24 protein-coding genes are annotated in these 23,522 nt (G+C 72.3%); 13 read left to right on the top strand and 11 right to left on the bottom strand.

The features are described 5' to 3' along the window. Positions 1-23: 23 nt before the first annotated feature. Both Csp2054_RS08550 and Csp2054_RS08545 read right to left on the bottom strand, forming a co-directional pair. Positions 24-992: a helix-turn-helix domain-containing protein gene (locus Csp2054_RS08550; RefSeq protein ID WP_141399186.1), complete on the bottom strand. Its 969-nt coding sequence runs from the start codon at positions 990-992 to the stop codon at positions 24-26. Between the two features lie 86 nt (positions 993-1,078). Continuing rightward, entirely contained in the window at positions 1,079-1,633 is a 555-nt protein-coding gene (locus tag Csp2054_RS08545; RefSeq protein WP_255252672.1) for a GNAT family N-acetyltransferase, read from the bottom strand. Between the two features lie 57 nt (positions 1,634-1,690). Here Csp2054_RS08545 and Csp2054_RS08540 point away from each other — a divergent pair, with 57 nt between their 5' ends. Continuing rightward, positions 1,691-2,524, top strand: a complete 834-nt coding sequence (locus tag Csp2054_RS08540) for a pentapeptide repeat-containing protein (RefSeq protein WP_096898879.1) — start codon at positions 1,691-1,693, stop codon at positions 2,522-2,524. Between the two features lie 17 nt (positions 2,525-2,541). Here the strand turns inward: Csp2054_RS08540 and Csp2054_RS08535 are convergent, their stop codons facing one another. The 3 genes from Csp2054_RS08535 to Csp2054_RS08525 are packed head-to-tail and all read right to left on the bottom strand — an operon-like array spanning position 2,542 to position 5,435. Further along, a complete protein-coding gene (locus tag Csp2054_RS08535; protein WP_096898878.1) occupies positions 2,542-3,330 on the bottom strand; it encodes an SDR family NAD(P)-dependent oxidoreductase in 789 nt (262 codons plus the stop codon). Beyond that, the gene (locus Csp2054_RS08530; protein WP_096898877.1) at positions 3,327-4,805 is read right to left on the bottom strand and encodes a PepSY-associated TM helix domain-containing protein; all 1,479 of its coding nucleotides are present in this window, start codon (positions 4,803-4,805) and stop codon (positions 3,327-3,329) included. The genes Csp2054_RS08535 and Csp2054_RS08530 overlap by 4 nt, the downstream gene beginning before the upstream one ends. A 15-nt stretch (positions 4,806-4,820) precedes the next feature. Then, positions 4,821-5,435, bottom strand: coding sequence for a DUF5134 domain-containing protein (locus tag Csp2054_RS08525; RefSeq protein WP_096898876.1), 615 nt, complete (start codon positions 5,433-5,435; stop codon positions 4,821-4,823). Positions 5,436-5,557: 122 nt separating this feature from the next. Between Csp2054_RS08525 and Csp2054_RS08520 the strand changes: the two genes are divergently transcribed. The 7 genes from Csp2054_RS08520 (at position 5,558) to Csp2054_RS08490 (ending at position 13,282) form a co-directional block, all read left to right on the top strand. Further along, positions 5,558-5,941, top strand: coding sequence for a BlaI/MecI/CopY family transcriptional regulator (locus Csp2054_RS08520; RefSeq protein WP_096898875.1), 384 nt, complete (start codon positions 5,558-5,560; stop codon positions 5,939-5,941). 28 nt (positions 5,942-5,969) lie between these two features. Then, a complete protein-coding gene (locus tag Csp2054_RS08515) occupies positions 5,970-6,773 on the top strand; it encodes a M56 family metallopeptidase (protein ID WP_176491622.1) in 804 nt (267 codons plus the stop codon). Between the two features lie 57 nt (positions 6,774-6,830). Then, positions 6,831-7,040 carry a heavy-metal-associated domain-containing protein gene (locus tag Csp2054_RS08510; protein WP_096898873.1) on the top strand — a complete coding sequence of 70 codons (210 nt, stop codon included), beginning with the start codon at positions 6,831-6,833 and terminating at the stop codon, positions 7,038-7,040. Between the two features lie 123 nt (positions 7,041-7,163). Further along, positions 7,164-9,125 carry a cytochrome c oxidase assembly protein gene (locus Csp2054_RS18070; RefSeq protein WP_096898872.1) on the top strand — a complete coding sequence of 654 codons (1,962 nt, stop codon included), beginning with the start codon at positions 7,164-7,166 and terminating at the stop codon, positions 9,123-9,125. Between the two features lie 107 nt (positions 9,126-9,232). Next, positions 9,233-11,416 (top strand): heavy metal translocating P-type ATPase, encoded by a 2,184-nt coding sequence (locus tag Csp2054_RS08500; protein ID WP_096898912.1) that lies wholly within the window; start codon positions 9,233-9,235, stop codon positions 11,414-11,416. A gap of 272 nt (positions 11,417-11,688) precedes the next feature. Then, positions 11,689-12,639 (top strand): glycoside hydrolase family 16 protein, encoded by a 951-nt coding sequence (locus Csp2054_RS18540; RefSeq protein ID WP_255252670.1) that lies wholly within the window; start codon positions 11,689-11,691, stop codon positions 12,637-12,639. Positions 12,640-12,757: 118 nt separating this feature from the next. After that, positions 12,758-13,282 (top strand): AAA family ATPase, encoded by a 525-nt coding sequence (locus tag Csp2054_RS08490; RefSeq protein ID WP_096898871.1) that lies wholly within the window; start codon positions 12,758-12,760, stop codon positions 13,280-13,282. Positions 13,283-13,367: 85 nt separating this feature from the next. Here Csp2054_RS08490 and Csp2054_RS08485 read toward each other — a convergent pair whose 3' ends face one another. Beyond that, complete coding sequence (locus tag Csp2054_RS08485; RefSeq protein WP_096898870.1) at positions 13,368-13,664, bottom strand: hypothetical protein; 297 nt, start codon at positions 13,662-13,664, stop codon at positions 13,368-13,370. A gap of 221 nt (positions 13,665-13,885) precedes the next feature. On the opposite strand from Csp2054_RS08485, the gene Csp2054_RS08480 reads away from it, so the two are divergent. Further along, positions 13,886-14,989 (top strand): fatty acid desaturase family protein, encoded by a 1,104-nt coding sequence (locus Csp2054_RS08480; protein ID WP_096898869.1) that lies wholly within the window; start codon positions 13,886-13,888, stop codon positions 14,987-14,989. Positions 14,990-15,011: 22 nt separating this feature from the next. On the opposite strand, the gene Csp2054_RS08475 is transcribed toward Csp2054_RS08480, so the two are convergent. From Csp2054_RS08475 to Csp2054_RS08465, 3 genes are all read right to left on the bottom strand, one after another. Next, positions 15,012-15,509, bottom strand: a complete 498-nt coding sequence (locus tag Csp2054_RS08475) for a hypothetical protein (protein ID WP_096898868.1) — start codon at positions 15,507-15,509, stop codon at positions 15,012-15,014. A 25-nt stretch (positions 15,510-15,534) separates the two neighbouring features. After that, positions 15,535-15,972 (bottom strand): hypothetical protein, encoded by a 438-nt coding sequence (locus Csp2054_RS08470; RefSeq protein ID WP_096898867.1) that lies wholly within the window; start codon positions 15,970-15,972, stop codon positions 15,535-15,537. A gap of 162 nt (positions 15,973-16,134) precedes the next feature. Beyond that, the gene (locus tag Csp2054_RS08465; RefSeq protein WP_096898866.1) at positions 16,135-17,193 is read right to left on the bottom strand and encodes a LacI family DNA-binding transcriptional regulator; all 1,059 of its coding nucleotides are present in this window, start codon (positions 17,191-17,193) and stop codon (positions 16,135-16,137) included. Positions 17,194-17,360: 167 nt separating this feature from the next. Here Csp2054_RS08465 and Csp2054_RS08460 point away from each other — a divergent pair, with 167 nt between their 5' ends. From Csp2054_RS08460 to Csp2054_RS08445, 4 genes are all read left to right on the top strand, one after another. Further along, positions 17,361-18,296: a carbohydrate ABC transporter permease gene (locus Csp2054_RS08460; RefSeq protein ID WP_096898865.1), complete on the top strand. Its 936-nt coding sequence runs from the start codon at positions 17,361-17,363 to the stop codon at positions 18,294-18,296. Further along, on the top strand, positions 18,293-19,258 hold the full coding sequence (locus tag Csp2054_RS08455; RefSeq protein WP_096898864.1) for a carbohydrate ABC transporter permease: 966 nt from the start codon (positions 18,293-18,295) through the stop codon (positions 19,256-19,258). Before Csp2054_RS08460 ends, Csp2054_RS08455 begins: the two co-directional genes overlap by 4 nt. A gap of 135 nt (positions 19,259-19,393) precedes the next feature. Next, positions 19,394-20,734 carry an ABC transporter substrate-binding protein gene (locus tag Csp2054_RS08450; RefSeq protein ID WP_096898863.1) on the top strand — a complete coding sequence of 447 codons (1,341 nt, stop codon included), beginning with the start codon at positions 19,394-19,396 and terminating at the stop codon, positions 20,732-20,734. Positions 20,735-20,811: 77 nt separating this feature from the next. Next, entirely contained in the window at positions 20,812-22,650 is a 1,839-nt protein-coding gene (locus tag Csp2054_RS08445; RefSeq protein WP_096898862.1) for a glycoside hydrolase family 35 protein, read from the top strand. An 87-nt stretch (positions 22,651-22,737) separates the two neighbouring features. Here the strand turns inward: Csp2054_RS08445 and Csp2054_RS08440 are convergent, their stop codons facing one another. Together Csp2054_RS08440 and Csp2054_RS08435 are read right to left on the bottom strand one after the other, a co-directional pair. Beyond that, on the bottom strand, positions 22,738-23,214 hold the full coding sequence (locus Csp2054_RS08440; RefSeq protein WP_096898861.1) for a hypothetical protein: 477 nt from the start codon (positions 23,212-23,214) through the stop codon (positions 22,738-22,740). Then, entirely contained in the window at positions 23,211-23,522 is a 312-nt protein-coding gene (locus tag Csp2054_RS08435; RefSeq protein WP_096898860.1) for a biopolymer transporter Tol, read from the bottom strand. Before Csp2054_RS08435 ends, Csp2054_RS08440 begins: the two co-directional genes overlap by 4 nt.

Below are 23,522 nucleotides of genomic sequence, written 5' to 3'. Positions count from 1 at the left end.
CGGCGGCCAGGTCGCTCTGGCGGTCAGGCCGCCGCCCGGGCCCGCCGGTGCAGCGTCGCCGACGGTGACTCGCCGAACTCGGCTGCGTAGTAGCCGGCGAACCGGCCGAGGTGCGCGAAGCCCCACGCTCCCGCGACGGCTGCGACGGTCGTCGTCCCGGGATCGGCCGCGACCAGGTCGGCGCGGACCCGGTCGAGCCGGAACTCGCGCAGGAACCGCATCGGCGTCGTGTCCGCGTGTCGGCTGAACGCCGCCTGCAGCCCGCGTGCGCTCATGCCCAGCGCGCGGTGCACGTCGGTGCTCGTGATCGGTTCGCGCGCATGGGCTGCGATCCACTCCTGGGCGTCGCGGACCGTCCGACTCCCGCTGTCGACCACGCGTCCCGTCGGCGTCACGTCGAACGCGGCGATGACGGCCTCGGCGATGCGGGCGTTCACGGCCCGCCGGTGCGGCCCGCTCGCCGCCCCGAGGATCGTGGGCGCCGCGCTCCGGATCGCGTCCTGCAGTGTCCGGACCGCTTCCGTGTCGAGCGTGCGGCGGAACCGCAGCGGCTTGGGCAGGTCGTCCCGCGCCGACGCCGCGACACCCTCGAGGAAGTCCGCGTCGAACCGGAGCACGTGCTGCGTCGCCGGCAGCGCGTCGAACGTGAACGCCCGCTGCGTCGGGTACATCACGGGGACGCCCGGGAGCATGGCGATCGGGTCACGACCGCCCGTGTCGAGGGTCATCCCCGGCACCGTCGCCCAGGCGAGCACGTACTCGCGGCCGGCGTTGATCGTGCCCCACCGTCGCGCGTCGACGGTCGAGGACGCCGCCGTGACCTGGTCGTCGCCCACCGCGCGGTACCGGTACGAGAACCCGTCCGGTCCTGGCACGCCGACGTTGATGTCGTGACTGGCGTAGACGCGCTCGAACAGTTCCACGCAGTCGTCGACACCGCTGCCGGACCGGGCGGTCCGGAGGAGTTCGGGTTCGGGTCGAGCGATGGACATCGGGTCCACTCTGCTCCGACCGGCTCGGCGTCGCCGGTGAGTCGCTGGGAACCGCAACGGCGCACCCTGCTGGCGCACCGACCCGGTCACCGTACGGGGAGCATCCGCAGCGGCTCGACGTCCGGGGCCGGATCGACGGCCAGGCGCGCGTGGGTCTCGACGTCGAACCGCTCACGGCCGTACCGGAGCTTCAGCCGCTCGACGCCCTCCGCCGCGAACCCCGCGGCGACGGCGACCCGGCACGACGCGGGGTTGTTGACGCGGTGACCGAGCTCGAGGCGGAACGAGCCCTCGTCGAACGCCCGCTGCGCGACGGCGGCGACCGCGCGCGCGGCCAGGCCCCGACCACGTGCGGTGCCGGCCAACCAGTAGGACACCCACGCGGTGTCGTGCCGGTGCTCGATCGCGCTCAGGCCGACGTTCCCCACCGCCACCCCGTCGACGACGACCGCCCAGTGCTGGACGCTGTCGTCCACCCGGAGCGTCTCCTCGATGAACCGGGCGGCGTCGGCGTGGTCGGACAGCGGCCCGAACTGGGTCGCCAGGTCATCGTTCTCCCGCCGTGCCGCGAGCAGGGCCTCGGCGTCGGTCGCCGACCACGGTCGCAGCAGCGCCGACGGGTGGTGCATCGGCTCGTGCATGCGCCCACGCTAGCGGTGCCCGCGGTAGCGTCGTCGACGACCTCGGGGAGGAACTGCATGACGACGACGACCACGGCCGGCCGCGAGCGACTCCGCGCCGACTGCTCGTCGTGCGCAGCGCTCTGCTGCACGGCGCTCGGGTTCCAGCGCAGCGCGGACTTCCCGGTCGACAAGCCCGCCGGGACACCGTGCGGCAACCTCGATGCCGACTTCGCCTGCACGATCCACCGCTCGCTCCGGCCGCGCGGGTTCGTCGGCTGCACCGTGTTCGACTGCTTCGGCGCCGGTCAGCACGTCATCACCACGCTGTACGGCGGACGTACCTGGCGGGACGACCCGGACAGCGCCGACGAGCAGTTCCGCGTCTTCGGGGTCACCCGCCGCCTGTACGAGCTGCTGTGGTACCTCGCCGAGGCCGCGGACCGTGCGGTCGACCCGGACACGGTCGACCGTGTCGACGCGCTCCGGTCCGCCGTCACCGCCGCGACGGCGAGCGCGGCCGCTGCGCTCGCCGCGGACGCCGAGGCGCTCCACGGTGCGGTGCGCGACGTGCTGGTCGAGGTCAGCCTGGAGGCACGGGGCGGCTACGCGGGTCGATCCACGGACGTCGACCCGGCAGTGGGGCCGGGGGCGGACCTCGCTGGTCGCGACCTGCGAGGCGCACCGCTGTGCGGCGCGGACCTCCGGTCGGCAGTGCTCATCGCGGCGGACCTCCGTGGGGTCGACCTCACCGACACCGACCTGCTCGGCGCCGATCTCCGCAACGCACGGCTCGACGGCGCCGACCTCTCCCGAACGCTGTTCACCACGTCGACGCAGCTCGCCGGCGCGCACGGCGACCACCGGACGCGCCTGCCCACCGCGGTGGCACGTCCGGCGCACTGGCGCTGAGCCGCGGGGGTCCGGCGTCAGCGCGCTGTGGCGAGCGCCGCCAGGCGCACCATCAGTGCCCGCGGGACGAACCGGTGCGCGCTCGCCGTCAGGCGGTTGCCGAGTCCGGACACGACGGTCGGACCGCCACCACGCGCGAAGGCCGCGAGCCCGACCGACGCGACCTCGTCCGGGGTCTGGCGCCCGGCCTCCAGGAGGGCTTCGCCACCGCCGGCCGCCTCGAAGAAGCCGGTCGACGTCGGGCCGGGGCAGAGCGCGAGCACCCGCACGCCGCGGCCCAGGGTCTCCTGCCAGAGCGACTCCGTGAACGACAGGACGAACGCCTTCGTCGCGCCGTAGACGGCCATGCCCGGGGTCGGCTGGAAGGACGCGGTCGAGGCGACGGTGAGCACACCGCCGACCCGACGGGCGAGCATGCCGGGCAGGAACGCGTGCGTCAGCTCGGTGACGGCGGCGCAGTTCAGCGCGATCTGCGTCGCGGTCCGGTTGCTCGATTCGTCGACGAACGGTCCGTGCGAGCCCACCCCGGCGTTCGCGACCAGGATGTCGATCCGCGTGTCGGCGAGCTGCGCGACGACGTCGGCGACCCCCTCGGTCGTGCTCAGGTCGGCGACGAGCACCCGGGCGTCGACGCCGTGCCGGCCCGCCTCGTCCGCCACGGACCGCAGGGCGTCCTCGGAGCGGGCGACGAGCACGAGGTCCGACCCCGCGGCGGCGAGCTGCAGGGCGATCGACCGGCCGATGCCGCCGCTGGCGCCGGTGACGAGGGCGCGACGGCCGCGGAAGGGGGAGCGGTTGCGGGTCATGTGTCCAGTCGTACTCGTCGTGCCCGCTCCCGGGTGCTCGGACGTCGTGCGGTGACGAGGACGTCGATGACGACGAACGCGAGCAGGGTGACGCCGAGCGCCGGGAGGAACGCGCCGAGGACGATCGCGCCGACCGCGACGAGCCCGGACCCCCACCAGGGCGCGCGGACGAGCGCACCCGATGCCGGGGCCTTGCCGAACCGCTTGCCGGCGGGACGGCGCTGCCACCACATGACGTAGCCGAACACGACCATCGCGGCGATCCCGAGCGCGGTGACGAACAGCAGGATCTGGTTCGGCAGTCCCCACATGGTGCCCATGTGGGTGTCGATGCCCCAGCGCGTGAGCTTGGCGGGGAGGGAGTAAGCGTCGAAGTCCGTCTCGGACACCACGCTCATGTCCCGCGGGTCGATCGCGACGGAGTTCACCGCGGTCGGCCAGGACCGCTTGAGCTCCGCGACCGTCCACGCCTGGTCCGCGGTCGCGGGCGGGGTGATCTGCACCTGGGACGAGTGGATGTTCGCGCTCTTCGCCGCCGCCAGGACCTCGTCGAACAGCGCCGGGGTGACGGTCGCCGGTTCTGCCCCGGTCGCTGTGCCGCCGCCGTGGTGGGCGGCGTGCTCACCGCCACCAGCTGCCGTGTCGGTGCCGGTGAGGGAGGTGGTCAGGGCCGGGGTGCCCCAGCTGAGCGCGGAGCGGAGCTGGTCGACGTTCCCGCCGCCGTACTGTGACCAGGTGATCCCGGTCGCGGACAGGAACAGCGCCCCGAGCAGCAGCCACACCCCGGTGGAGGCGTGCCAGGAGAAGACCCGCCGGTAGCCGCGGACGCCGCGTGCGGGACGGACCATGTCGCGCTTGGCGCGCATCTTCCGGATCCGGATCACCCACAGGCCGAGCCCGGCGAGGGCGACGACGCCGAGCCAGGACGCGGCGGTCTCGGAGTAGAGCCGGCCGATGTCGCCGAGGAACAGCGTGCGGTGGAACGTGCTGATCCAGGTTCGGAACGGCAATGATCCAGAGGTGCCGTAGACCAGGAGGTCGCCGCGGACCTCGGCTGTTCCGGGGTCGACGAAGACCGCGCGGTCCTGCGAGTCCATCAGACCCGCTTCGGCGTACATCACCCGGGTCGTGGCGCCCTGCTCGGGTGCGGGGCGGACGGCGGCGAGTGTGTCCTCGGGGTGGTGCGCGTCGATGTAGGCCTGCGCGGCGTCGATCTGGTCCGCGAGCGGCTTCGCGGCGGCCGTCGAGGGCGCGGTGAGCTCGTGCCGGTACAGGCCCTGCTCGATCGTCGGGCCGAGCGCGTACACGGCGCCGGAGAGCGCGGCGACGAGGATGAACGGGCCGACGAAGAGCCCGGCGGAGAAGTGCAGCCGCAGCAGGAGCTGCCCGAACCAGCCGCGGTGCGGACTCCGCGGCGGTGTCGCGGCGGGCGTGGGGGCGATCGGCGGCGTGGGACGGTCGTCGGTCGTCGTCATGTCGGTGTCCTCAGCTCAGGGGATGAACGCGAGCGCCATGCCGGCACTCATCAGGGTCAGCAGCACGCCGTCGACGCGTGCGAGGGGGTGCAGACGGACGCGGGCCGACGTGGCCACGCGGACGAGGAGCCAGAGCGTGGCGAGCCCGAACAGGACGACGAACGCCCACGACACGGGTGTCCACCCGGACCAGGTCGAGCCGGACATCGCGTGCCCACTGGACATCCGCATGCCGGGCATCGACATGGCGCTGCCGCTCCCGGTGGGCAGCATCATGACGCCCATCACCACCATCGCGCCCATCATCAGCACGTGGTAGCCGAGCACGAGTCGTCCGGATCCGCCCGGTCCGTGGTGGTCGTGCCGGCCGAGCCGTCCGCCGCTGAGCACGAGCACGAGGTAGAACGCCGTGCCGATGCCGAACACGACGACCTGCAGGACCGGCGGCGCGACCGTCATGCCCCACGACCACGGCATCGCGAGCATCGCGACGCTCATCAGGACGTGGAGGACGTCGCTCACGCGGGCGACGCCGTCCGAGCCGGGACGGCACGCGAAGGCGAGGTACCCGGCACCGGTCAAGGCGAACAGCACCGTGAGCGCGGTGGACAGCGGCAGGGCGTGGGACACGGGGACCTCTCGACGAGTGGCGGGGCGGCGCAACTCTACAAGTTGTAGAGCAGTGTTTTCTACTCGATGTAGAATCTCCGCGTGTCCAATCGTCCGGAGTCGTTCGCCACGGGTCCCCGCACGTGAACGGCAGGCGTCCGCACGGCTCGCTCGAGGCGCGCGTCGTCCAGGTGCTGACGGCGGCGGTGCCCACCCCGTCCGACCCGCCCGCCACCGGTCGGGCGGTCCGCGACGCGCTCGCCGCTGCGGGGGACGAGCTCGCCGTCACCACGGTGCTCACGGTCCTCACGCGGTTGCAGCGGAAGGGCCTCGTCGAGCGCGACGCCGACGGCCGCGCATACCGTCCGACCCGCAGCGGATCAGAGGCCACGGCCGAGGCGATGACCGCGGTGCTCGCCCGGGCGGGGGACCGCGCAGCGGTCCTGCAGCGGTTCACGGGAGCCCTCGACGAGCACGACCTCGACGTCCTGCGTGCGGCGCTCGGGTCCGGTCGCCGGCTCGACTGACCCGGCACCCGGTGGGAGGATCGTCACCGTGCTCGTCGTCCTCGGTCTCGTCGGCTCCGCCGTCGCGGTGACCCTCGCCGCACCCGTCGTGCTCGGACGCGGCACCTGGTGGACCCGGCACCCGACGCTGGCGCTCCGGTCCTGGCTCGTCGCCCTCGCGCTCGCCGCCGGAGCACTGCTGCTGAGCGTGGCCGTCGCGGCCACCATCGTGGCGGTCCGCGCGCACACGTCCGGGTTCGGGGCGGTCGCCGCCGGGCTCTTCGCCTGGTGCGGCCTGGCCGTCGCCGGCGGTGTCGGAGCGCTGCTCCTGACGACCGCCGAACCGCTGTCGGACGCCGCACGCCGCGCCGACGCCGCGGTGACGCTGCTGGTCGCACGCTCGGCCGGGCGGCCGCGGCGGGTCGGGGCGCACGAGGTCGTGTCGCTGCCGGTGGACGTCCCGCTCGCGTGCGCGACGCCGGACGGGCGCATCGTCGTGTCGACCGTCGTCGAGGCCGCCATGTCGCCGCAGTGCCTCCGCGCGGTCGTCGAGCACGAGCGGGCACACGTCCGAGGGCGGCACGAGCTCATCCGGCGCATCGCGGCCGTCAACGCCGCCGCCTTCCCCGGCCTCCGGACGGCGCAGGACCTCCGGCGGACGGTCGCGCTCCTCGTCGAGCTGGTCGCCGACGACGCCGCCGCGCGCGTGTGCGGTCCGGCCACCGTGTGCAACGCGCTGGTCGCGATGGATGCCCTCGACCCGGACCCCGGCCTCCAGCTCCGTGCCGAGCGGCTCGCGAGGGTGCGGGTCCGGACGTGGGAGCACCGCCGAGGCGCCGTCGCAGCACGCTGAACGCTTGCACAAGAATGCACTGCGGGATCGATTTCTACCCGTCGTAGAATGTGCTGCATGGAGCAGTTCGAGTACCACGTGGACGGCATGACCTGCGACCACTGCGAGCGTCGCGTCGCCGCCGAGGTCGGCACGGTCCACGGCGTCGAGCACGTCACGGCGGACGCGTCCACCGGGCTCGTGGTCGTCACCGCGGACCACCGACCGGACCGGGACGCCATCGCCGAGGCCGTCGACGAGGCGGGCTACGAACTCACCCGTGGCTGACGCCGCGGTCGAGCCCGACCGGGAGCCGGACCGTCCCGTCCCGTCCCGTCCCGTCCCGCGCCGAACCGTCCTGCGCCGACCCGGCCGGACTCGGCTCGTCCGGCCCGCCCGTGGCTCCTGCCCGTGGCGGCCGCGGTCGTCGGGGCGGTCATCGTCGTCGTCGCGGTGGTGCTGCTCGGCGCGGCCCCCTACGACCAGCTCAGTCGCGGGTACCCGGGCCTCCCCACGTCGATCACGAGCGCCGTGCTCCGGCTGGTCGCCGACCTCGCGGGCGGCACCACGGTCGGCGGACTCCTCGCCGCCGCGGTCCTGACGCCGACCCGGGCACGCGGCACCGTCGGCGGCGGTCTGGAGCGGTCGGTCGTCCGACCCGCCGCGTGGGTGTGGTTGATCGCCGCGGTGCTCCTCGTGCCGGTCGACGCGGCGGACGCCAACGGTGAGCCGTTCGCCAAGCTGCTCGAACCGGGCGCGCTCGCGTACCTGGTGCAGGCGAGCTACCTGCCGGGCGCCTGGCTCGTCGTCGTCGGTGTCGCACTGACCGTCGTCGTCGCGGTGCACCTCGTCCGCAGCTGGGTCGCCACCGTGCTGCTCGCCGCGATCGGTGCCGTCGGTCTGCTCGCCCCCGTCCTGGTCACCCAGGTGCTCGTCGGGCCGAACCACGACTTCGCCGGGGACGCCGCGATGTTCGCCACCCCGGCACTCGGGGTCTGGACCGGTGCGACGGCGGCGCTCGTGGCCCGGTGGCGACGTGGCGTGCCCGGCCCGACCACGCTCCGGCGCCACCGCGTGCTCGCCGTCACGACCTGGGCGACGTGGACCGCGGGGAGCGTGGTCGTCATCGCGGTCGAGCTCGCCGGCCGCGCGCCGTGGTCGGTGCCCACCGGGGTGCTCGCCACCGTGCAGCTCGGGCTGGTGGCGGCCGTCGCGGCGCCGCTCGTGCTCCGTCGCCGGGCTGCCGCGTCGGCGACCACGCCGTCCGTCGTGCTCGCCGTGCTCGTCGTCGCCACGGCCGTCGGGGTCGTCATGACCCGGGTCCCGCCGCCCGTGTACTTCGTCCCGACGGACGGTCAGCAGCTGTTCCTCGGCTACCGGGTGGACACGCCCCTCACCCCGATCACGCTGTGGACCGCGGCCCGCGTGAACATCCTGTTCCTCGTGGTCTCCCTCGTCGGGATCGTCGCGTACGCGGCCGCCGTCGTCCGGCTCCGGCGGCGGGGCGACCACTGGTCGAACGGCCGCACGAGCGCGTGGATGCTCGGCTGGGTCTCCGTCATCCTCACGACCTCGTCCGGCGTCGGCCCCTACTCGTCGGCCTCCTTCGCCGTGCACATGGCGCTCCACATGAGCCTCAACATGCTCGGACCGCTCCTGCTCGTGCTCGGCGGTCCGGTCACCCTGTTCCTCCGGGCGACGACCGCGCACCGACGCGACGAGTTCGCCGGCCCGCACGAGTGGCTCGTCGCCGTGACCCACTCGAAGCTCCTCCGCGCGACCTACAACCCGCTCTACGTCCTCGTCGTGTTCGTCGGGTCGTACTACGTCATCTACCTCACGCCGTTCTTCGACTGGGCGATGCGGTACCACTGGGCGCACCAGGCCATGACGCTGCACTACCTGGCGATCGGGTACGTCTTCTACGCGCTCATCATCGGCGTCGATGCCCCGCCACGCCCGCTGCCGTACATCGGGAAGCTCGGCCTGGTGCTCGCCGCGATGCCGTTCCACGCGTTCTTCGGCGTCGTCGTCATGACGAGCGACACCCTGCTCGCCGGCACCTACTTCCGCTACCTCGACGTCCCGTGGATCGGCAGCCTCGCCCACGACCAGTACGTCGCCGGCGGGGTCGCCTGGGCGGCCGGCGAACTGCCGCTCGTGGTGGTCGTCATCGCCCTCGTCACGCAGTGGGCGAAGCAGGACGCCCGCCAGGCGAAGCGACTCGACCGGCACGCCGACCGCGGCCTCGACGACGACTTCGAGCAGTACAACGCGATGCTCGGCCGCCTGTCGACGCGCGACGAACCCGCACCGGAGCGCACCGCGCAGCGGCCGACGCTCACCGTCACCGACCACGGGGAGCGACCGTGACCACCTCCGCCAGCACCACCTCCGCCAGCACCACCTCCGCCAGCACCACCACCGTCGGCTCCTCGACCGGCTCCGTCGACCTCCGGCTCGAGCTCGACATCGGCGGGATGACCTGCTCGGCCTGCGCGAACGCGATCGAACGGAAGCTCGGCAAGCTCGACGGCGTCACCGCGTCCGTGAACTTCGCCACCGAGCGCGCCACCGTGAGCGGGCTCGGACCGGACGACGCCGGGACCGCCATCGCCCAGGTCGAGCGCGCGGGGTACACCGCGGCCGTGCACACGCCGGGCGACGACGCCTGGAGCGCCCGCGCCGCCGAGACCCGGACCACCACGCTCCGCCGACGGCTCGCGGTCGCCGCGCTCCTGACGATCCCGCTGTGCGACCTCACGATCATCCTGGCGCTCGTCCCCGCCTGGCGGTTCCCCGGCTGGCAGGCGCTGTGCGTGCTCCTCGCGGTGCCGATCGTCACGTGGGCCGCCTGGCCGTTCCACCGCGCGACGCTCCGCGGGATCCGGCACCGCAGCACGAGCATGGACACCCTCGTCTCACTGGGTGCGGTGGTGTCCTTCGGGTGGGCGCTCTGGACGCTGCTCGTCGACCCGGCGACCACCCCCGGGTACTGGCTCGGCTTCGGGCGCACCCCGGCCGGCGCGGACTCGATCTACCTCGACGTCGCCGCGGGCATGGTCACCTTCCAGCTCGCCGGACGCTACTTCGAGAGCCGCAGCCGCCGTCGCGCCGCCGACGTCCTCGAGGCGATCGGTGACCTCGGCGTCAGCGAGGCACAGGTGCTCGACGACGACGGGGAGCGGACCGTCCCGCTCGGATCGGTCCGCGTCGGCGACCGGGTCGTCGTGCGTCCCGGGGGTCGCGTCCCCGTCGACGGGACCGTCACCGAGGGGACGGCGACCGTGGACACCTCGGCCATGACGGGGGAGTCCGTCCCCGTCGAGGCCACGCCCGGCGACACCGTCATCGGCGGCACGCTCGTGGCGGGCGGGCGGCTCGTGGTCCGTACGGACGCGGTGGGCACCAGGACCCGCCTCGCGCAGATGGCCGCGGTCGCCGACGACGCCCAGCGCCGCAAGGCCGCGGTGCAGCGGACGGTCGACCGGGTCACGTCGGTGTTCGTCCCCGTCGTCATCGGCATCGCGGTCGTCGTCGCCGCCGGCTGGCTCGTGGCCGGTGCGCCGACGGGCACGGCCGTCGCGAACGGCGTCGCCGTGCTCATCATCGCCTGCCCGTGCGCCCTCGGTCTCGCCACCCCGACGGCGCTCATGGTCGGTGTCGGTCGCGGTGGGCAGCTCGGTGTCCTCATCAAGGGGCCCGATGCACTCGAGGCGAGCGGACGCATCGACACCGTCGTCCTCGACAAGACCGGCACGCTCACCACCGGGCGCATGGCGGTCACCGGGATCGACACCTTCGGCGCGGACGCCGACACGGCGCTGGCGCTCGCCGCGGCGCTCGAATCGGCCTCCGAGCACCCGATCGCGACGGCGATCACCACCGCGGCTGCGGAGCGGGTGGGGCGCCCCGGACCGGTCGCGGACTTCACGGCCCACGCGGGGCTCGGCGCCTCCGGCACCGTCGACGGGCGGCGCTGCGTCATCGGTCGACGTGAACTGCTCGAGGACGCCGGCGTCCCGGTCGACGCGCGGGTGCGCGAAGTGGTGGACGGCCGGGAGGCATCGGGTGCGACGGTCGTGCTGCTCGCGGTCGACGGGGTGGTCGCCGCCGTCCTCGCGGTGCGCGACACGCTCCGGCCCGGTGCCGTCGAGGCGGTCGGGCGGCTGCGCCGCCTGGGGCTGCGCACGGTCCTGCTCTCGGGCGACGCGGAGGCGACGGCGGCCGCCGTCGGCGCCGTCGTCGGCGTCGACGAGGTCATCGCCCGCGTCCTGCCGGACCAGAAGGCGGAACGTGTGGCGCGCCTCCAGGCCGACGGCCACCACGTCGCGATGGTCGGCGACGGGGTCAACGACTCCGCCGCGCTCGCGACCGCGACCCTCGGCGTGGCCGTGGTGCAGGGGACCGACATCGCGATGAAGGCAGCGGACGTGATCGTCGTGCGCGAGGACCTGCAGGCGGTCGTGGACGCCGTGCTGCTGTCGCGGGCGACGCTCCGGACGATCCGCGTCAACCTCGTGTGGGCGTTCGGCTACAACATCGCCGCGATCCCGCTCGCGGCGGCCGGGTTCCTCAACCCCCTGATCGCGGCGGCGGCCATGGCGCTGTCGTCCACCCTCGTCGTGTCGAACAGCCTGCGGCTGCGGTCCTTCGGGCGCTGAACAGGGCGCCCGGAGGACTGCTCGGGACACCAGCCGGAAGACGCACCCGTCCGTGAGGGGTCATCAAGACCCCCCGAACGGGGCACACATGGTGCACAATGTCCGGGGACGCATCACCGAACGCTGCCCCACGACCGTTCGGACGTCCCCTGCACCAAGCGTCCTGCGCCCTGCGAACCCGACACCTCCGAGGAGCTCGACATCTCTGTCTCCACGACGCGCACCCGCGCGCACGAACACACATCCATGCCCATCGACGATGGGAGCACCCGGTGAACCGCCGGCGCATGGTCGTCGCGGCCTCGACCGCCGCGGCCCTGCTGATCGGCATCCCGACCGCCGCCTCCGCCGCACCCTGGTGGGGATGGCACCACCACTGGCACCCGACGCCCACGCCGACCGCCTCGCCGGACCCGACGGACACGCCGACGGACACGCCCACGGACGACCCGACCGACACGCCGTCGGACGAGGCGACCCCCACCGCCGAGGCCACACCGAGCGGCGCCCCGATCGAGGTGACCCCGAGCGAGGAGTCCACCCCGACGGCGACGGCCACACCGAGCGCCGAGGCCGACCAGGTCGCGTCCGACCCGAGCGGGGCCACCCCTCCGGCGGCGTCGTTCGTCGAGGACTTCGACGCCTCGGCCGCGCTCGGCCAGGTCGCTTCGCTGTACCAGCAGGCGTGGCAGCCGTACCCGGACGGCACCTCCGGCATCTACGACCCGAGCAAGACCGTCACCGTCCACGACGGCGTCATGGACGTCGCGCTCGGCGGTGCGGGCACGGCCGGCACCTTCGGCACGAAGGACGGCGCGTGGGGCCACGTCGGCGGGTCGTTCTCGGTCCGCGCGAAGGCCACCGGCGGTGACGGCAACGGCGCGGCGTTCATGCTGTGGCCGACGTCCGACAAGTGGTCCGACGGGGAGATCGACTTCCCCGAGGGCAACTTCGAGTCGGAACCGATGGCGTTCCACCACTCGATGACCCCCGGGCAAGAGGCCGAGCGCGTCCAGGTCCCGACCGGGGTCTCGTGGCGCGACTGGCACACGTACACGGTCGACTGGGACCCGGGGAAGTCGGTGACGTACAGCGTCGACGGCAAGGTCCTCGCGACCATCACCCACGACGTCCCGACGACGCCGCACCGCTTCATGTTCCAGACCGGCAACTGGGGTGCCGACGGCAACCTCCTCATCGACTGGGTGTCGACGACGGAGTGATCCACCCGGTCGCGGACGCCGATCGTCGCGCGACCGACACAGCCACCTGACGGACGGGAGGCACGGTGCCCAACCGCAGCGTGCCTCCCGTCCGTGCGTCCACCGGTAGCGTTCCGGCATGATCGTCTGGTTGAACGGCACGCACGGGGTGGGCAAGACGACCACCGCCCGACTGGTCCAGGAGCGCCTTCCGGGCTCGCGCGTCCTGGACGCCGAGAAGGTCGGGGAGACCCTGATGGACGTGTCGCCGTCCCTGGGGTGGACGGGCAACTTCCAGGACTGGGACCCGTGGCGGCCCCTCGTCGTCGAGACCGCGCGGCGGGTGCTCGAGTACGCCGGAGGCACGCTCGTCATGCCGATGACGGTGCTCGTCGAGGCGTACTGGCGCGAGATCGCCGCCGGCCTCGCCGAGCACGGAGCCCCGGTCCGTCACTTCGTGCTGCACACCGACCCGGAGACGCTCCGCCACCGCATCCTGCACGATGAGGTCGTCGGACCGTCGACCTTCCGGCTCGCGTACGTCGACCGGTACGCCGAGGCTGCCGCGGGCTGGCTGCATGCCGAGGCCGAGGTCGTCGACACGACGTCCGCACCGGCCGCGGAGGTGGCGGACCGGATCGCGGCGTCCGTGCTCGGCGGCTGACGGCGGACGGGACGGCCGTGGCGGACGAAGCCGGGGCGGTGGCCGGCGCGGGCTGTGGCTCCCGTCGGTCCGACGCGTCCGCCGGTCAGTGCGCGGCGTCCGGGGGAGCGGACCGCACCGCCTGTGCTCGCCAGCTGATCTCGGCGACGAAGGACTCGGTGTCCGGACCGAGCGGATCGTCGGGGGCGTCCTCGACGAGGACGCCGAGCGCCGGGGCGAGCAGGAACGAGGTGGTGGTCTGCGTGCCGAACGGGTCGACGGTCGGCACCGCGACGACGTCGCTGAGGCCGGCGTGCGCGAGGGCCGCGGCGTAGTCGAGGACGGCGTCCGCGGCCTCGTCCGTGGTCAGGACGGCGGTGAGTCCGTAGACGATGTGCTTCATGATCCGTGCTGCGGATGGTGGGGTGAGCACGCGCGGGACGAGTGTTCCGGACAGAGGGGGGCGACGCCCATCCGGAGCCGGTACAGCGGAACCGGCTCGTCCTGGACAGTACGCGCCGTTCCCGGGTGGCGCACGGGTGCGGTGCGTACAGTTGTCCGGACCGCGTACGCGGCAACACATCGTTCGGCCGAAGGGCTGTCCCTGACGGAAGCGCCCACGCCATGGCCACGTCGTCCACCCTGTACCGCCCCACCGCACCACGTCCGGCCACGGTCCGGTCCGGCACCTCCAGCTACAAGGACCTCCTCCAGCAGGTCAAGGACGCGGGACTGCTCCGCCGTCGCACCGGCTTCTACTGGACCGTCTTCTCGGTCCTCGTCGCCGTCGGCGTCGTCGCCTTCGCCGCGACCGCCGTCATCGGGCACAGCTGGTTCGCGCTCATCCCCGCCGGGGTCCTCGGCGTGGTCTTCACGCAGTTCGCGTTCCTGTCGCACGAAGCGGCGCACCGGCAGATCTTCGCCTCCAACCGGTGGAACGACCACGCCGGTCGGTTCGTCGGGGTGTTCCTCGTCGGCATGTCGTACTCGTGGTGGATGAACAAGCACACGCGGCACCACGGCAACCCGAACACCATCGGCAAGGACCCGGACATCGCGCAGGACACGGTGTCGTTCGTCGAGGAGGACGCCGCGAAGCGCCGCGGACTGCTCCGGCTGTTGACCCGCGTGCAGGGCTGGGCGTTCTTCCCGCTGCTCACGATGGAAGGGGTCAACCTGCACTGGCTCTCGATCCGTGCCGTCGTCACGGGCGAGCACGTCAAGGGCACCGCGCGGGGCCGTGCGGTCGAAGGGGTGCTGCTGCTGGTCCGCTTCGGGCTGTACTTCTGGGCGGTGTTCGCATTCCTGCCGGTCGGTATCGGCTTCGCGTTCGTCGGGGTGCAGGTCGCGGTCTTCGGCGTGATGATGGGCGCGTCGTTCGCTCCGAACCACAAGGGCATGCCGGTGATCGCCGAGGGAGCCCGCATCGACTTCTTCTCGCGCCAGGTCCGCACGTCCCGGAACATCGTCGGAGGACGGTGGGTGGACCACCTGCTCGGCGGACTGAACCACCAGGCCGAGCACCACCTGTTCCCGAGCATGGCGCGACCGAACCTCCGTCGGGCGAAGCCGCTCGTCCAGGCGCACTGCCGCGAGCTCGGCGTGCCCTACACCGAGACGACCTTGCTGCGGTCGTACGGCATCGTCGTGGCGTACCTCAACCGGGTCGGCCTCGCGGCGCGGGACCCGTTCGCGTGCCCGATGGTGACGTCGCTGCGGCTCCACTGACCCGTACGGACGATCGGCGACGTCATCCCTGCCCCTCGTCCCGGAGGCGCCAGCCGTCCGTGGTCCGGACCCAGCACCACGACCAGTCGATCGTGCCCGGGTCGTCGCCGTTCATCCACCGCTGCGTGATCATCGAGGACACGCAGGTCTCCGCCGGGGTGCCCTGCCCGGCCGGGAACGCCTCGCCGGCTCCGACGTCCCGGTAGGCGCGCAGCTCCGGTTCGCCGTCGCTCCACGCCGTCGGCGCCCGCGGGCACCAGTCCGTCTTCCCGTCCGCCTGCAGGTAGTCCATCAGCGCGCAGTCGTGCCGGACCGCTGCCCCGAGGTAGGCGAGCGTCACCTGCCGTGCCGACGCGTCCCGCGGGGGTGCCTCGGCAGCGGCACGGGCGTGGGCGGCGGCGTCGACCGCGGCCGAGTGGATGACGACCGCGGTGCCGACGGCCACGACGGCCGCCGCGGCGAGCACGATCCGCCACCGCGTGCGCAGCCGTCGCGGCGCCGGTCCGGTCGTCGTCATCATCCGTGCTCCCGATCCGTCGTGGTCATCATCCCTGCCCCTGGTCCCGGAGTCGCCAGCCGTCGGGCGTCCGGACCCAGCACCACTCCCACGGCAGGGTGCCCCGGTCCGGGCCGACGAGCCCCCGCTGCGCGATCGTCGTCGCGACGCACTCCTCGTTCCGGGAGGTGGTCGGCGGCCCCTCGCGCACGGCGTGACGGGCGACGTGGCCGTACCCGGTGAGCGTGGGCTCGCCCTCGGCCCACCCGCGGAGGCCGCCGCACCAGGCGGTGGTGTGCGACGTCGTGAGGCGTGCCGTGAGGTCGCAGTCGTGCCACTCCGCGGCGTCGAGGTAGGTCCTCGTGACCGCGACCGGCGAGGCGTCCCGGGCGGGCGGGGCGACGTCGCCGTGTCCGAACGCGAGCGCACCGAGGATCCCCGAGGTCACCACGAGGGCGGCGAGGGTGATCGTCTGCGAGGTGCGCACTCCGTGATCGTGGCACGGCCGGCGACCGCCGTGGTGCCCCGCGGCGGGAACTCCGTCCCGGGGACGGTCCCGTTCGTCCTCGGGAGGGAAGCGTCCGGCCGACCGGCGGGCGCGGGCGGCGCGCAGGGCGGTGAGACGCCTGGCAGCCGGGGCGGATGCTCGTCAGCCGGCGGGCGGTGCGGCCGTGCTCGCCCGGACGACGAGTCGCGTCGGGACGAGGTCGGCGACGGTCGACGCCGGCTCCGGGTGGCCCTCGATCTGTCCGAGGAGGTTCCGGACCGCGCGCCGGCCGACCTCGTCGAAGGACTGGTGCACGGTCGTGAGCGGCGGCCAGAACGAGTCGGACTCGGGGGAGTCGTCGAAGCCGACCACGCTGAGCGACGCGGGCACCTCCCGCCCGGACTCGTGCGCCGCGCGGAGGACCCCGAGCGCGGTCTGGTCGTTGGCGGCGAACACGGCGGTGATGTCCGGCCGAGCGGCGATCGCGAGCCCGGCCTCGTAGCCGTGGGAGGTCGTCCACCCGCCGTGGAACACCGGTGGGACCTCCCGGCCGGCGCGTTCGAGGGTGTCCTGCCACGCCGCGAGCCGCCGTGCGGCCGAGTAGGACGAGACCGGTCCGGCGACGTGCCACACCGTCTCGTGTCCCAGGTCGAGCAGGTGTTGCGTGGCCTGGCGGGCGCCGTCGGCCTGGTCGGTGTCGATCGCGGGGTGCTGCGTGGTGCCGGTGGAGTCGATCACGACCATCGGGACGCCGTCGGGCAGGACGACCTCGGCGGTGTCGATGATGTGCGACTCGATGATGATGACGACCCCGTCGACCGCCTGCTCGTGCAGCCGCGAGAACGCCGACCGGACGCCCTCCTCGGTCCGGGACGCCATCGGCAGCAGGGTGATCGTGAAGTCGGCGGCCCCGGCGGCGTCGGCGATGGCCTCGAGCGTGCGCATGTTGCCGAAGGACGCGAGCGTGAACATGATCACGCCGATCGTCCGGAAGCGACCCGAGCGCAGTGCCCGTGCGGCGCGGTTCGGGCGGTACCCGAGCTCGTCCATGACCCGCTGCACCCGGTCGCGGGTGTGCGGGGAGACGTTGTCGAAGCCGCGCGCCACCCGGGACACGGTCTGCATCGACACGCCGGCGGCCTCAGCGACCGCCGCCAGGGACGGAGCACGGCGCACCCCGCTCAGTTCCGTGCTCACGGGCCCTCCCTCGACGCTCGTCATCGGATCGTGATCGAGCCCGACTCCGCTGACGCTAGCGCATGTTGACGTTGCCATGCTATCGTCGCGTCGTTCGATGTTGACGTCAACACGGCAGTGACCGAAGACGGTCGCCGCGGTGGTGAGCGGCGGCACCGACGCACCCGGAAGCAGGACGACAAGGGAGTCACATGACCACGCTCGAAGCGCGCGCACCCGGAGCCGCGGCTCCGGCGACGCCGCCACGGCGCCGCACCAAGCAGCGCGGCCGCTGGACCGGCTGGATGTTCGTCGGCCCCTTCGTCGTCGTCCTCACGGCGATGCTCATCGTGCCGATCGGCTACGCGCTCTGGCTCAGCCTGTTCCGCGACCAGCTCATCGGCGGCAACCAGTTCGTCTGGTTCGCCAACTACGCCCAGCTCCTGCAGGACGCCAAGTTCTGGACCGGGTTCGGCCGCGTCGCGCTGTTCCTCGTCGTGCAGGTGCCGATCATGCTCGTGGTGGCGCTCATCGCCGCGCTCGCCCTCGACTCCGCCCGTCTCTGGGCCTCGTCGTTCTTCCGCATCGCGATCTTCCTGCCGTACGCCGTCCCCGGTGTCGTCGCCGCGCTCATCTGGGGCTTCATCTACGGCAACCAGTTCGGTCTCACCGGGTCGATCAACAACGCCCTCGGCATCGACCTGCTCCAGCCGTTCAGCCCCGACTGGGTGCTCGCCTCGATCGGCAACATCGTCACGTGGGAGTTCGTCGGCTACAACATGCTGATCTTCTACGCGGCCCTGCGTGTGGTCCCGACCGAGCTGTACGAGGCCGCCGAGATCGACGGCGCCGGCCCGCTGCGCACCGTGTGGTCGATCAAGATCCCGGCGCTCCGCGGCTCGATCGTCATCGCGACGATCTTCTCGATCATCGGCAGCTTCCAGCTCTTCAACGAGCCGAACCTGCTCAAGACGCTCGCACCGAACGTCATCGGCACGTCCTTCACCCCGAACATGTACGCCTACTCGCTGTCCTTCAGCGGCCAGCAGTTCAACTACTCCGCCACCGTCGCGATCGTCATGGGCGTCATCACCGCCGTGATCGCCTACGTCGTCCAGGTGCGCGGGACCCGAGCGGAGAACCGATGAGCGCCGTCGACACCCAGACCCCGGCCGCCACCGTGACCGAGGCGGTGACCACCCGCCGCGGCGGCGGGGCGGGCCGCACCCGGGCCTCCCGTCCGAGCGCCCGTCAGGGCCGCGGTCCGCGCGCCCGCAAGTCACCGCTCCTGCTCGTGGTGATGATCGTCATCACCGTCTACTCGCTGCTGCCGCTGTTCTACCTCGTCGTCAACGCGACGAAGACGCAGGACCAGCTCCTCAGCACCTTCGGACTGTGGTTCGGCAACGGCTTCTCGCTGTTCCAGAACATCGGCGAGACGCTGACGTACGACAACGGCATCTACCTGCAGTGGCTCGGCAACACCGTCCTGTACGTCGTCGTCGGCGCCGGTGGGGCGACGCTCCTCGCGACCGTCGCCGGCTACGGCATGGCGAAGTTCCGCTTCCCCGGCCGGCGTGCCGTGTTCGCCGTCGTCCTCGGCGCGATCGCCATCCCCGGCACCGCGCTGGCCGTCCCGACCTTCCTGCTGTTCTCGGCGGTCGGGCTGACGAACACCCCGTGGGCGATCATCCTGCCGTCGCTCATCAGCCCGTTCGGGATGTACCTCATCTGGACCTACGCCATCGACGCGGTCCCGACGGAGGTCATCGAGGCGGCCCGCATGGACGGCGCCGGCGAGTTCCGGATCTTCTTCACGATCGCCCTGCGGCTGCTCGCCCCCGGCGTCGTCACGGTCCTGCTGTTCGCCGTCGTCGCCACGTGGAACAACTACTTCCTGCCCCTCATCATGCTCAGCGACCCGAAGCTCTACCCGCTCACGGTCGGCCTGAACCAGTGGAGTGCGCAGGCGCAGGGTGTCTCCGCGCACCCGATCTACAACCTCGTCGTCACCGGATCGCTCCTCACGATCATCCCGATCGTGGTCGCGTTCCTCTTCCTCCAGCGCTCCTGGCAGTCCGGCCTCGCGGCCGGTTCCGTCAAGGCCTGATCCCGCCACCCGGCCGCCGGTCCGCAGCAGCGGGCGACGGCCGGGAGGCACGGTGCGGGTCCGCCAGCGGACCGCACCGCAGCACACAGCAGCACCGCCAACACCCCGTCACGAAGAAGTGGAAGGCACACCCGAATGAAGAAGCAACTGCGGCGCGGGCTCAGCGCCCTCGCCATCGGCGTCACCGCGGCCATCGCGATGACCGCCTGCGCGTCCGGCAGCTCCGGCTCCGGCGGCGGCTCGGCCGACGACATCACCAAGGCGCTCGAGAAGGGCGGCACGATCACGTACTGGTCGTGGACCCCCTCCGCCGAGGCCCAGGTCGCCGCGTTCGAGAAGGCGTACCCGAAGGTCAAGGTCAAGCTCGTCAACGCCGGCACCGGCAACGACCAGTACACCAAGCTCCAGAACACGATCAAGGCGGGTTCGGGCGCCCCCGACGTCGCGCAGATCGAGTACTTCGCCCTGCCGCAGTTCGCACTGAGCGACTCGCTCGTCGACCTGAAGTCCTACGGCTTCGACAAGCTGTCCGACAAGTACGGCGCCGGCACCTGGCAGTCGGTCGACCTCGACGGCAAGATCTACGGCCTGCCGCAGGACTCCGGCCCCATGGCGATGTTCTACAACAAGAAGACCTTCGACGAGGCCGGCATCAGCTCCCCGCCGAAGACCTGGGACGAGTACGTCGCGGACGCCAAGAAGATCCACGAGTCGAACCCGAACGCCTACATCGCCGCCGACTCGGGCGACGCGGGCTTCACCACCTCGATGATCTGGCAGGCCGGTGGTCGCCCGTTCGAGGTGAACGGCACTGACGTCACCGTCAACCTGCAGGACTCCGGCACCAAGAAGTGGACCTCGACCTGGAACCAGCTCGTCGAGGGCGGCCTGCTCTCGCAGACCCCCGGCTGGACCGACGACTGGTACAAGCAGCTCGGCAACGGTGAGATCGCCACGATGGTCACCGGCGCCTGGATGCCCGGCGTCCTCGAGTCGAGCGTCAAGGACGGCAGCGGCAACTGGCGCGTCGCCCCGATCCCGACCTACGACGGCTCCTCCGACGTCACCGCGAACAACGGTGGTTCCGCCGAGGTCGTCATGAAGCAGTCGAAGAACCCGGCCCTCGCCGCCGGCTTCCTCAAGTGGCTGAACTCCTCGCAGGACTCGATCAACGTGTTCCTGAAGTCCGGCGGGTTCCCGTCGACCAAGGCGCAGCTCGACGCGTCGTCGTTCACCACCGAGACGCCGTCGTACTTCGGCGGCCAGGCGATCAACGAGGTGCTGTCGAAGGCGTCCTCGAACGTCGCCGAGGGCTGGCAGTACCTGCCGTTCCAGGTGTACGCGAACAGCATCTACGCGGACACCGTCGGCCAGGCGTACCAGGACAAGTCCGACCTGAACGCCGGCCTCGAGGCCTGGCAGAAGGCGATCGTGAAGTACGGCAACGAGCAGGGCTTCAAGGTCACCTCGAAGTAGTCCTGTCCCTCTCGTCCTGATCGAACCGGGGCCGCGCGGACACCGTCCGCGCGGCCCCGCCCCTGAAAGGCCCTCCCATGCGCTTCGCCATCGGCGACACCGACTTCCTGCTCGACGGCGAGCCGCACCGCGTCCTCTCCGGCGCGATCCACTACTTCCGCGTCCACCCCGACCTGTGGCAGGACCGGATCCGCAAGGCCAAGCTCATGGGCCTCAACACCATCGAGACCTACGTCGCCTGGAACGCGCACGCACCGCGCCGCGGCGAGTTCGACCTGACCGGCGGACTCGACCTCGGCCGCTTCCTCGACCTCGTCGCCGAGGAGGGCATGCACGCGATCGTCCGTCCCGGCCCCTACATCTGCGCCGAGTGGACGAACGGCGGGCTGCCGTACTGGCTCTTCGCCGACGGGTCCGTCGGGGTGCGCCGTGACGAGCCGGGGTTCCTCGCAGCAGTCTCGTCGTACTTGGAGGCGTTGGCGCCGGTGCTGGTCCCGCGGCAGATCGACGACGGCGGCCCGATCGTGCTCGTCCAGGTCGAGAACGAGTACGGCGCCTACGGCTCCGACCCCGTCTACCTGTCGAAGCTCGAGCAGATGCACCGCGACATCGGCCTGACGGTGCCGTTCACGAGCGTCGACCAGCCGATGGGCACCATGCTCGAGGACGGCTCGCTCCCGTCGCTCCACAAGACCGGCTCGTTCGGGTCCCGTTCGGCAGCGCGCATCGAGCGTCTCCGCGAGGTCCAGCCCACCGGCCCGCTGATGTGCTCCGAGTTCTGGGACGGCTGGTTCGACAGTTGGGGCGAGCACCACCACACCACACCGGCGTCCGACAGCGCCGCCGAGCTCGACGTCCTCCTCGCCGCCGGGGGGTCCGTGAACATCTACATGTTCCACGGCGGCACGAACTTCGGGTTCACCAACGGGGCGAACGACAAGGGCGTCTACCGCCCGATCGCGACCTCGTACGACTACGACGCCCCGCTCGACGAAGCCGGTCGCCCGACGGAGAAGTTCCACGCGTTCCGCTCCGTCATCGAGCGCTACGCGCCCGTGCCGCCCCTGCCGGCGTCGATGCAGCCGGGTGGGTCGGGTCAACTCGTCGCCGACGACGTAGTCGCTGGTCCCGGCGTCGGCCTGGAGGCACGGGTCGCCCCCGCCACGGACGTCGCCGTCCGTCTCGACCGCGTCGCACCCCTGCGCTCCCTGCTCCCCGCACTGACCGAGTGGTCCACGCACGACGCGCCGCCCACGTTCGACGCGCTCGGTGCCGCCTCCGGCTTCGTCCTGTACCGCACCGAGGTCGCCCTGCCCGACGGTGGCGTGCTGACGGTCGGCACCGAGGTCCGCGACCGGGCGATCGTGTCCGTCGACGGGGTCGTCGTCGGGGTCCTCGAGCGCGAGCACCACGACCGTGCGATCACGCTCCCGCCCGTCACCGGCACGCTGGAGCTCCTCGTCGAGGACCAGGGTCGCGTCGACTACGGTCCCCGCATCGGCGAGCCGAAGGGCCTCATCGGGGACGTCCGGGTCGACGGCGAGCTGCTGTCCCGGTGGACGGCGTCGCCGCTCGCGCTCGACCCGATCGCGCCCGCTGCCCTCGCCGTGCTCGACGGTTCGCCGTCGGAGGCCGGTGACGTCCTCGCCGGCCCCGTGTTCGCCGCGGGCTCGTTCGAGCTCGCCTCCGTCGAGGACCGCTTCCTGTGCCTCGACGGTTTCCGCAAGGGCGTGGCGTGGGTGAACGGGTTCTGCCTCGGCAGGTACTGGTCGCGCGGGCCGCAGCAGACCCTCGCCGTGCCGGGCCCGGTACTCCGCCGAGGCCGCAACGAGGTCGTCGTGTTCGAACTGCACGCCGCCGCATCCCGCACCGTGTGCCTGCTCACGGAGCCGGACCTCGGCCACACCGAGGGCTGAGCCGCCGCGGTGGCCGATCCGCTCGTGGTTGGTCGATCCGCTCGTAGGATGCCCGAACTTCCGGCACCCCACGAGCGATCCGGCTTCCTACTGCGGGCGTGATGGGTTGTCCCAGACAGCCGGGGCACCCGCCCACCCGCGCACCTGGAGCAGTCCCTCGCGCCGCCACCGCCAGAGGGGCGCGAACACCGTGCCGTCGTCCTCCCGCGCCTGGGTGAGCAGCCACATCTGTCTCCGGTGCTCCTCGCCGCGCGCATCTCGCCACTCGACGAACGCGTCGTCGAGCACGGTCGTGATGCCCGCCCGCGGAGCGCTCCACGAGAACATGAACCCGCGGTAGAGCAGGGTCTCCTCGGACAGGCGGACGCCGACGTGTCGAGCGCGGACCAGGCACCAGACGCCGAGCGCCACGAACACCGAGCCGAGGACGAACACGAAGCCCTTCGCCGAGGCCTCCGGCTCGAACGCGACGCTCGCGACGGAGCCGCCCACGACGATCAGCAGGGGACCCACCACGATCGCGTTCAGGACACGTTCCCAGCGCGGCGGGCGGATGACCGTCACGGTGCTCCCGCGTCGAGGGCGTCGAGCTCGCTCAACGCGCGGCGGGCGTCGGCGACCCGGTCGGCTTCCGGTCGCGACCACCACTCCGGGCCGCGCTCACCCAGGCCGTGCTTCGCCAACCCGTTCCGGTGCCGTGCGACCGCAAGAGCACCGTCGTCTCCGGCCTTCTTCGCCAGCTTGACGGCGTTCCGCCCGCGTCCGAGGTGCGACCGGAGCGCAGCGGCGACGTCCTCGGGGATCGCCGGGTCCGTTCGCCGCCAGCGCCGTCCGTCGACGACGAAGAAGTGGTCGTCGGGTTCGGTGGGCAT

Source organism: Curtobacterium sp. 'Ferrero', from assembly GCF_002412165.1.
Taxonomy (GTDB): Bacteria; Actinomycetota; Actinomycetes; order Actinomycetales; family Microbacteriaceae; genus Curtobacterium.
Note: the sequence above shows the minus strand (reverse complement) of the source record. Positions and strands in the feature narration are given on the sequence as shown.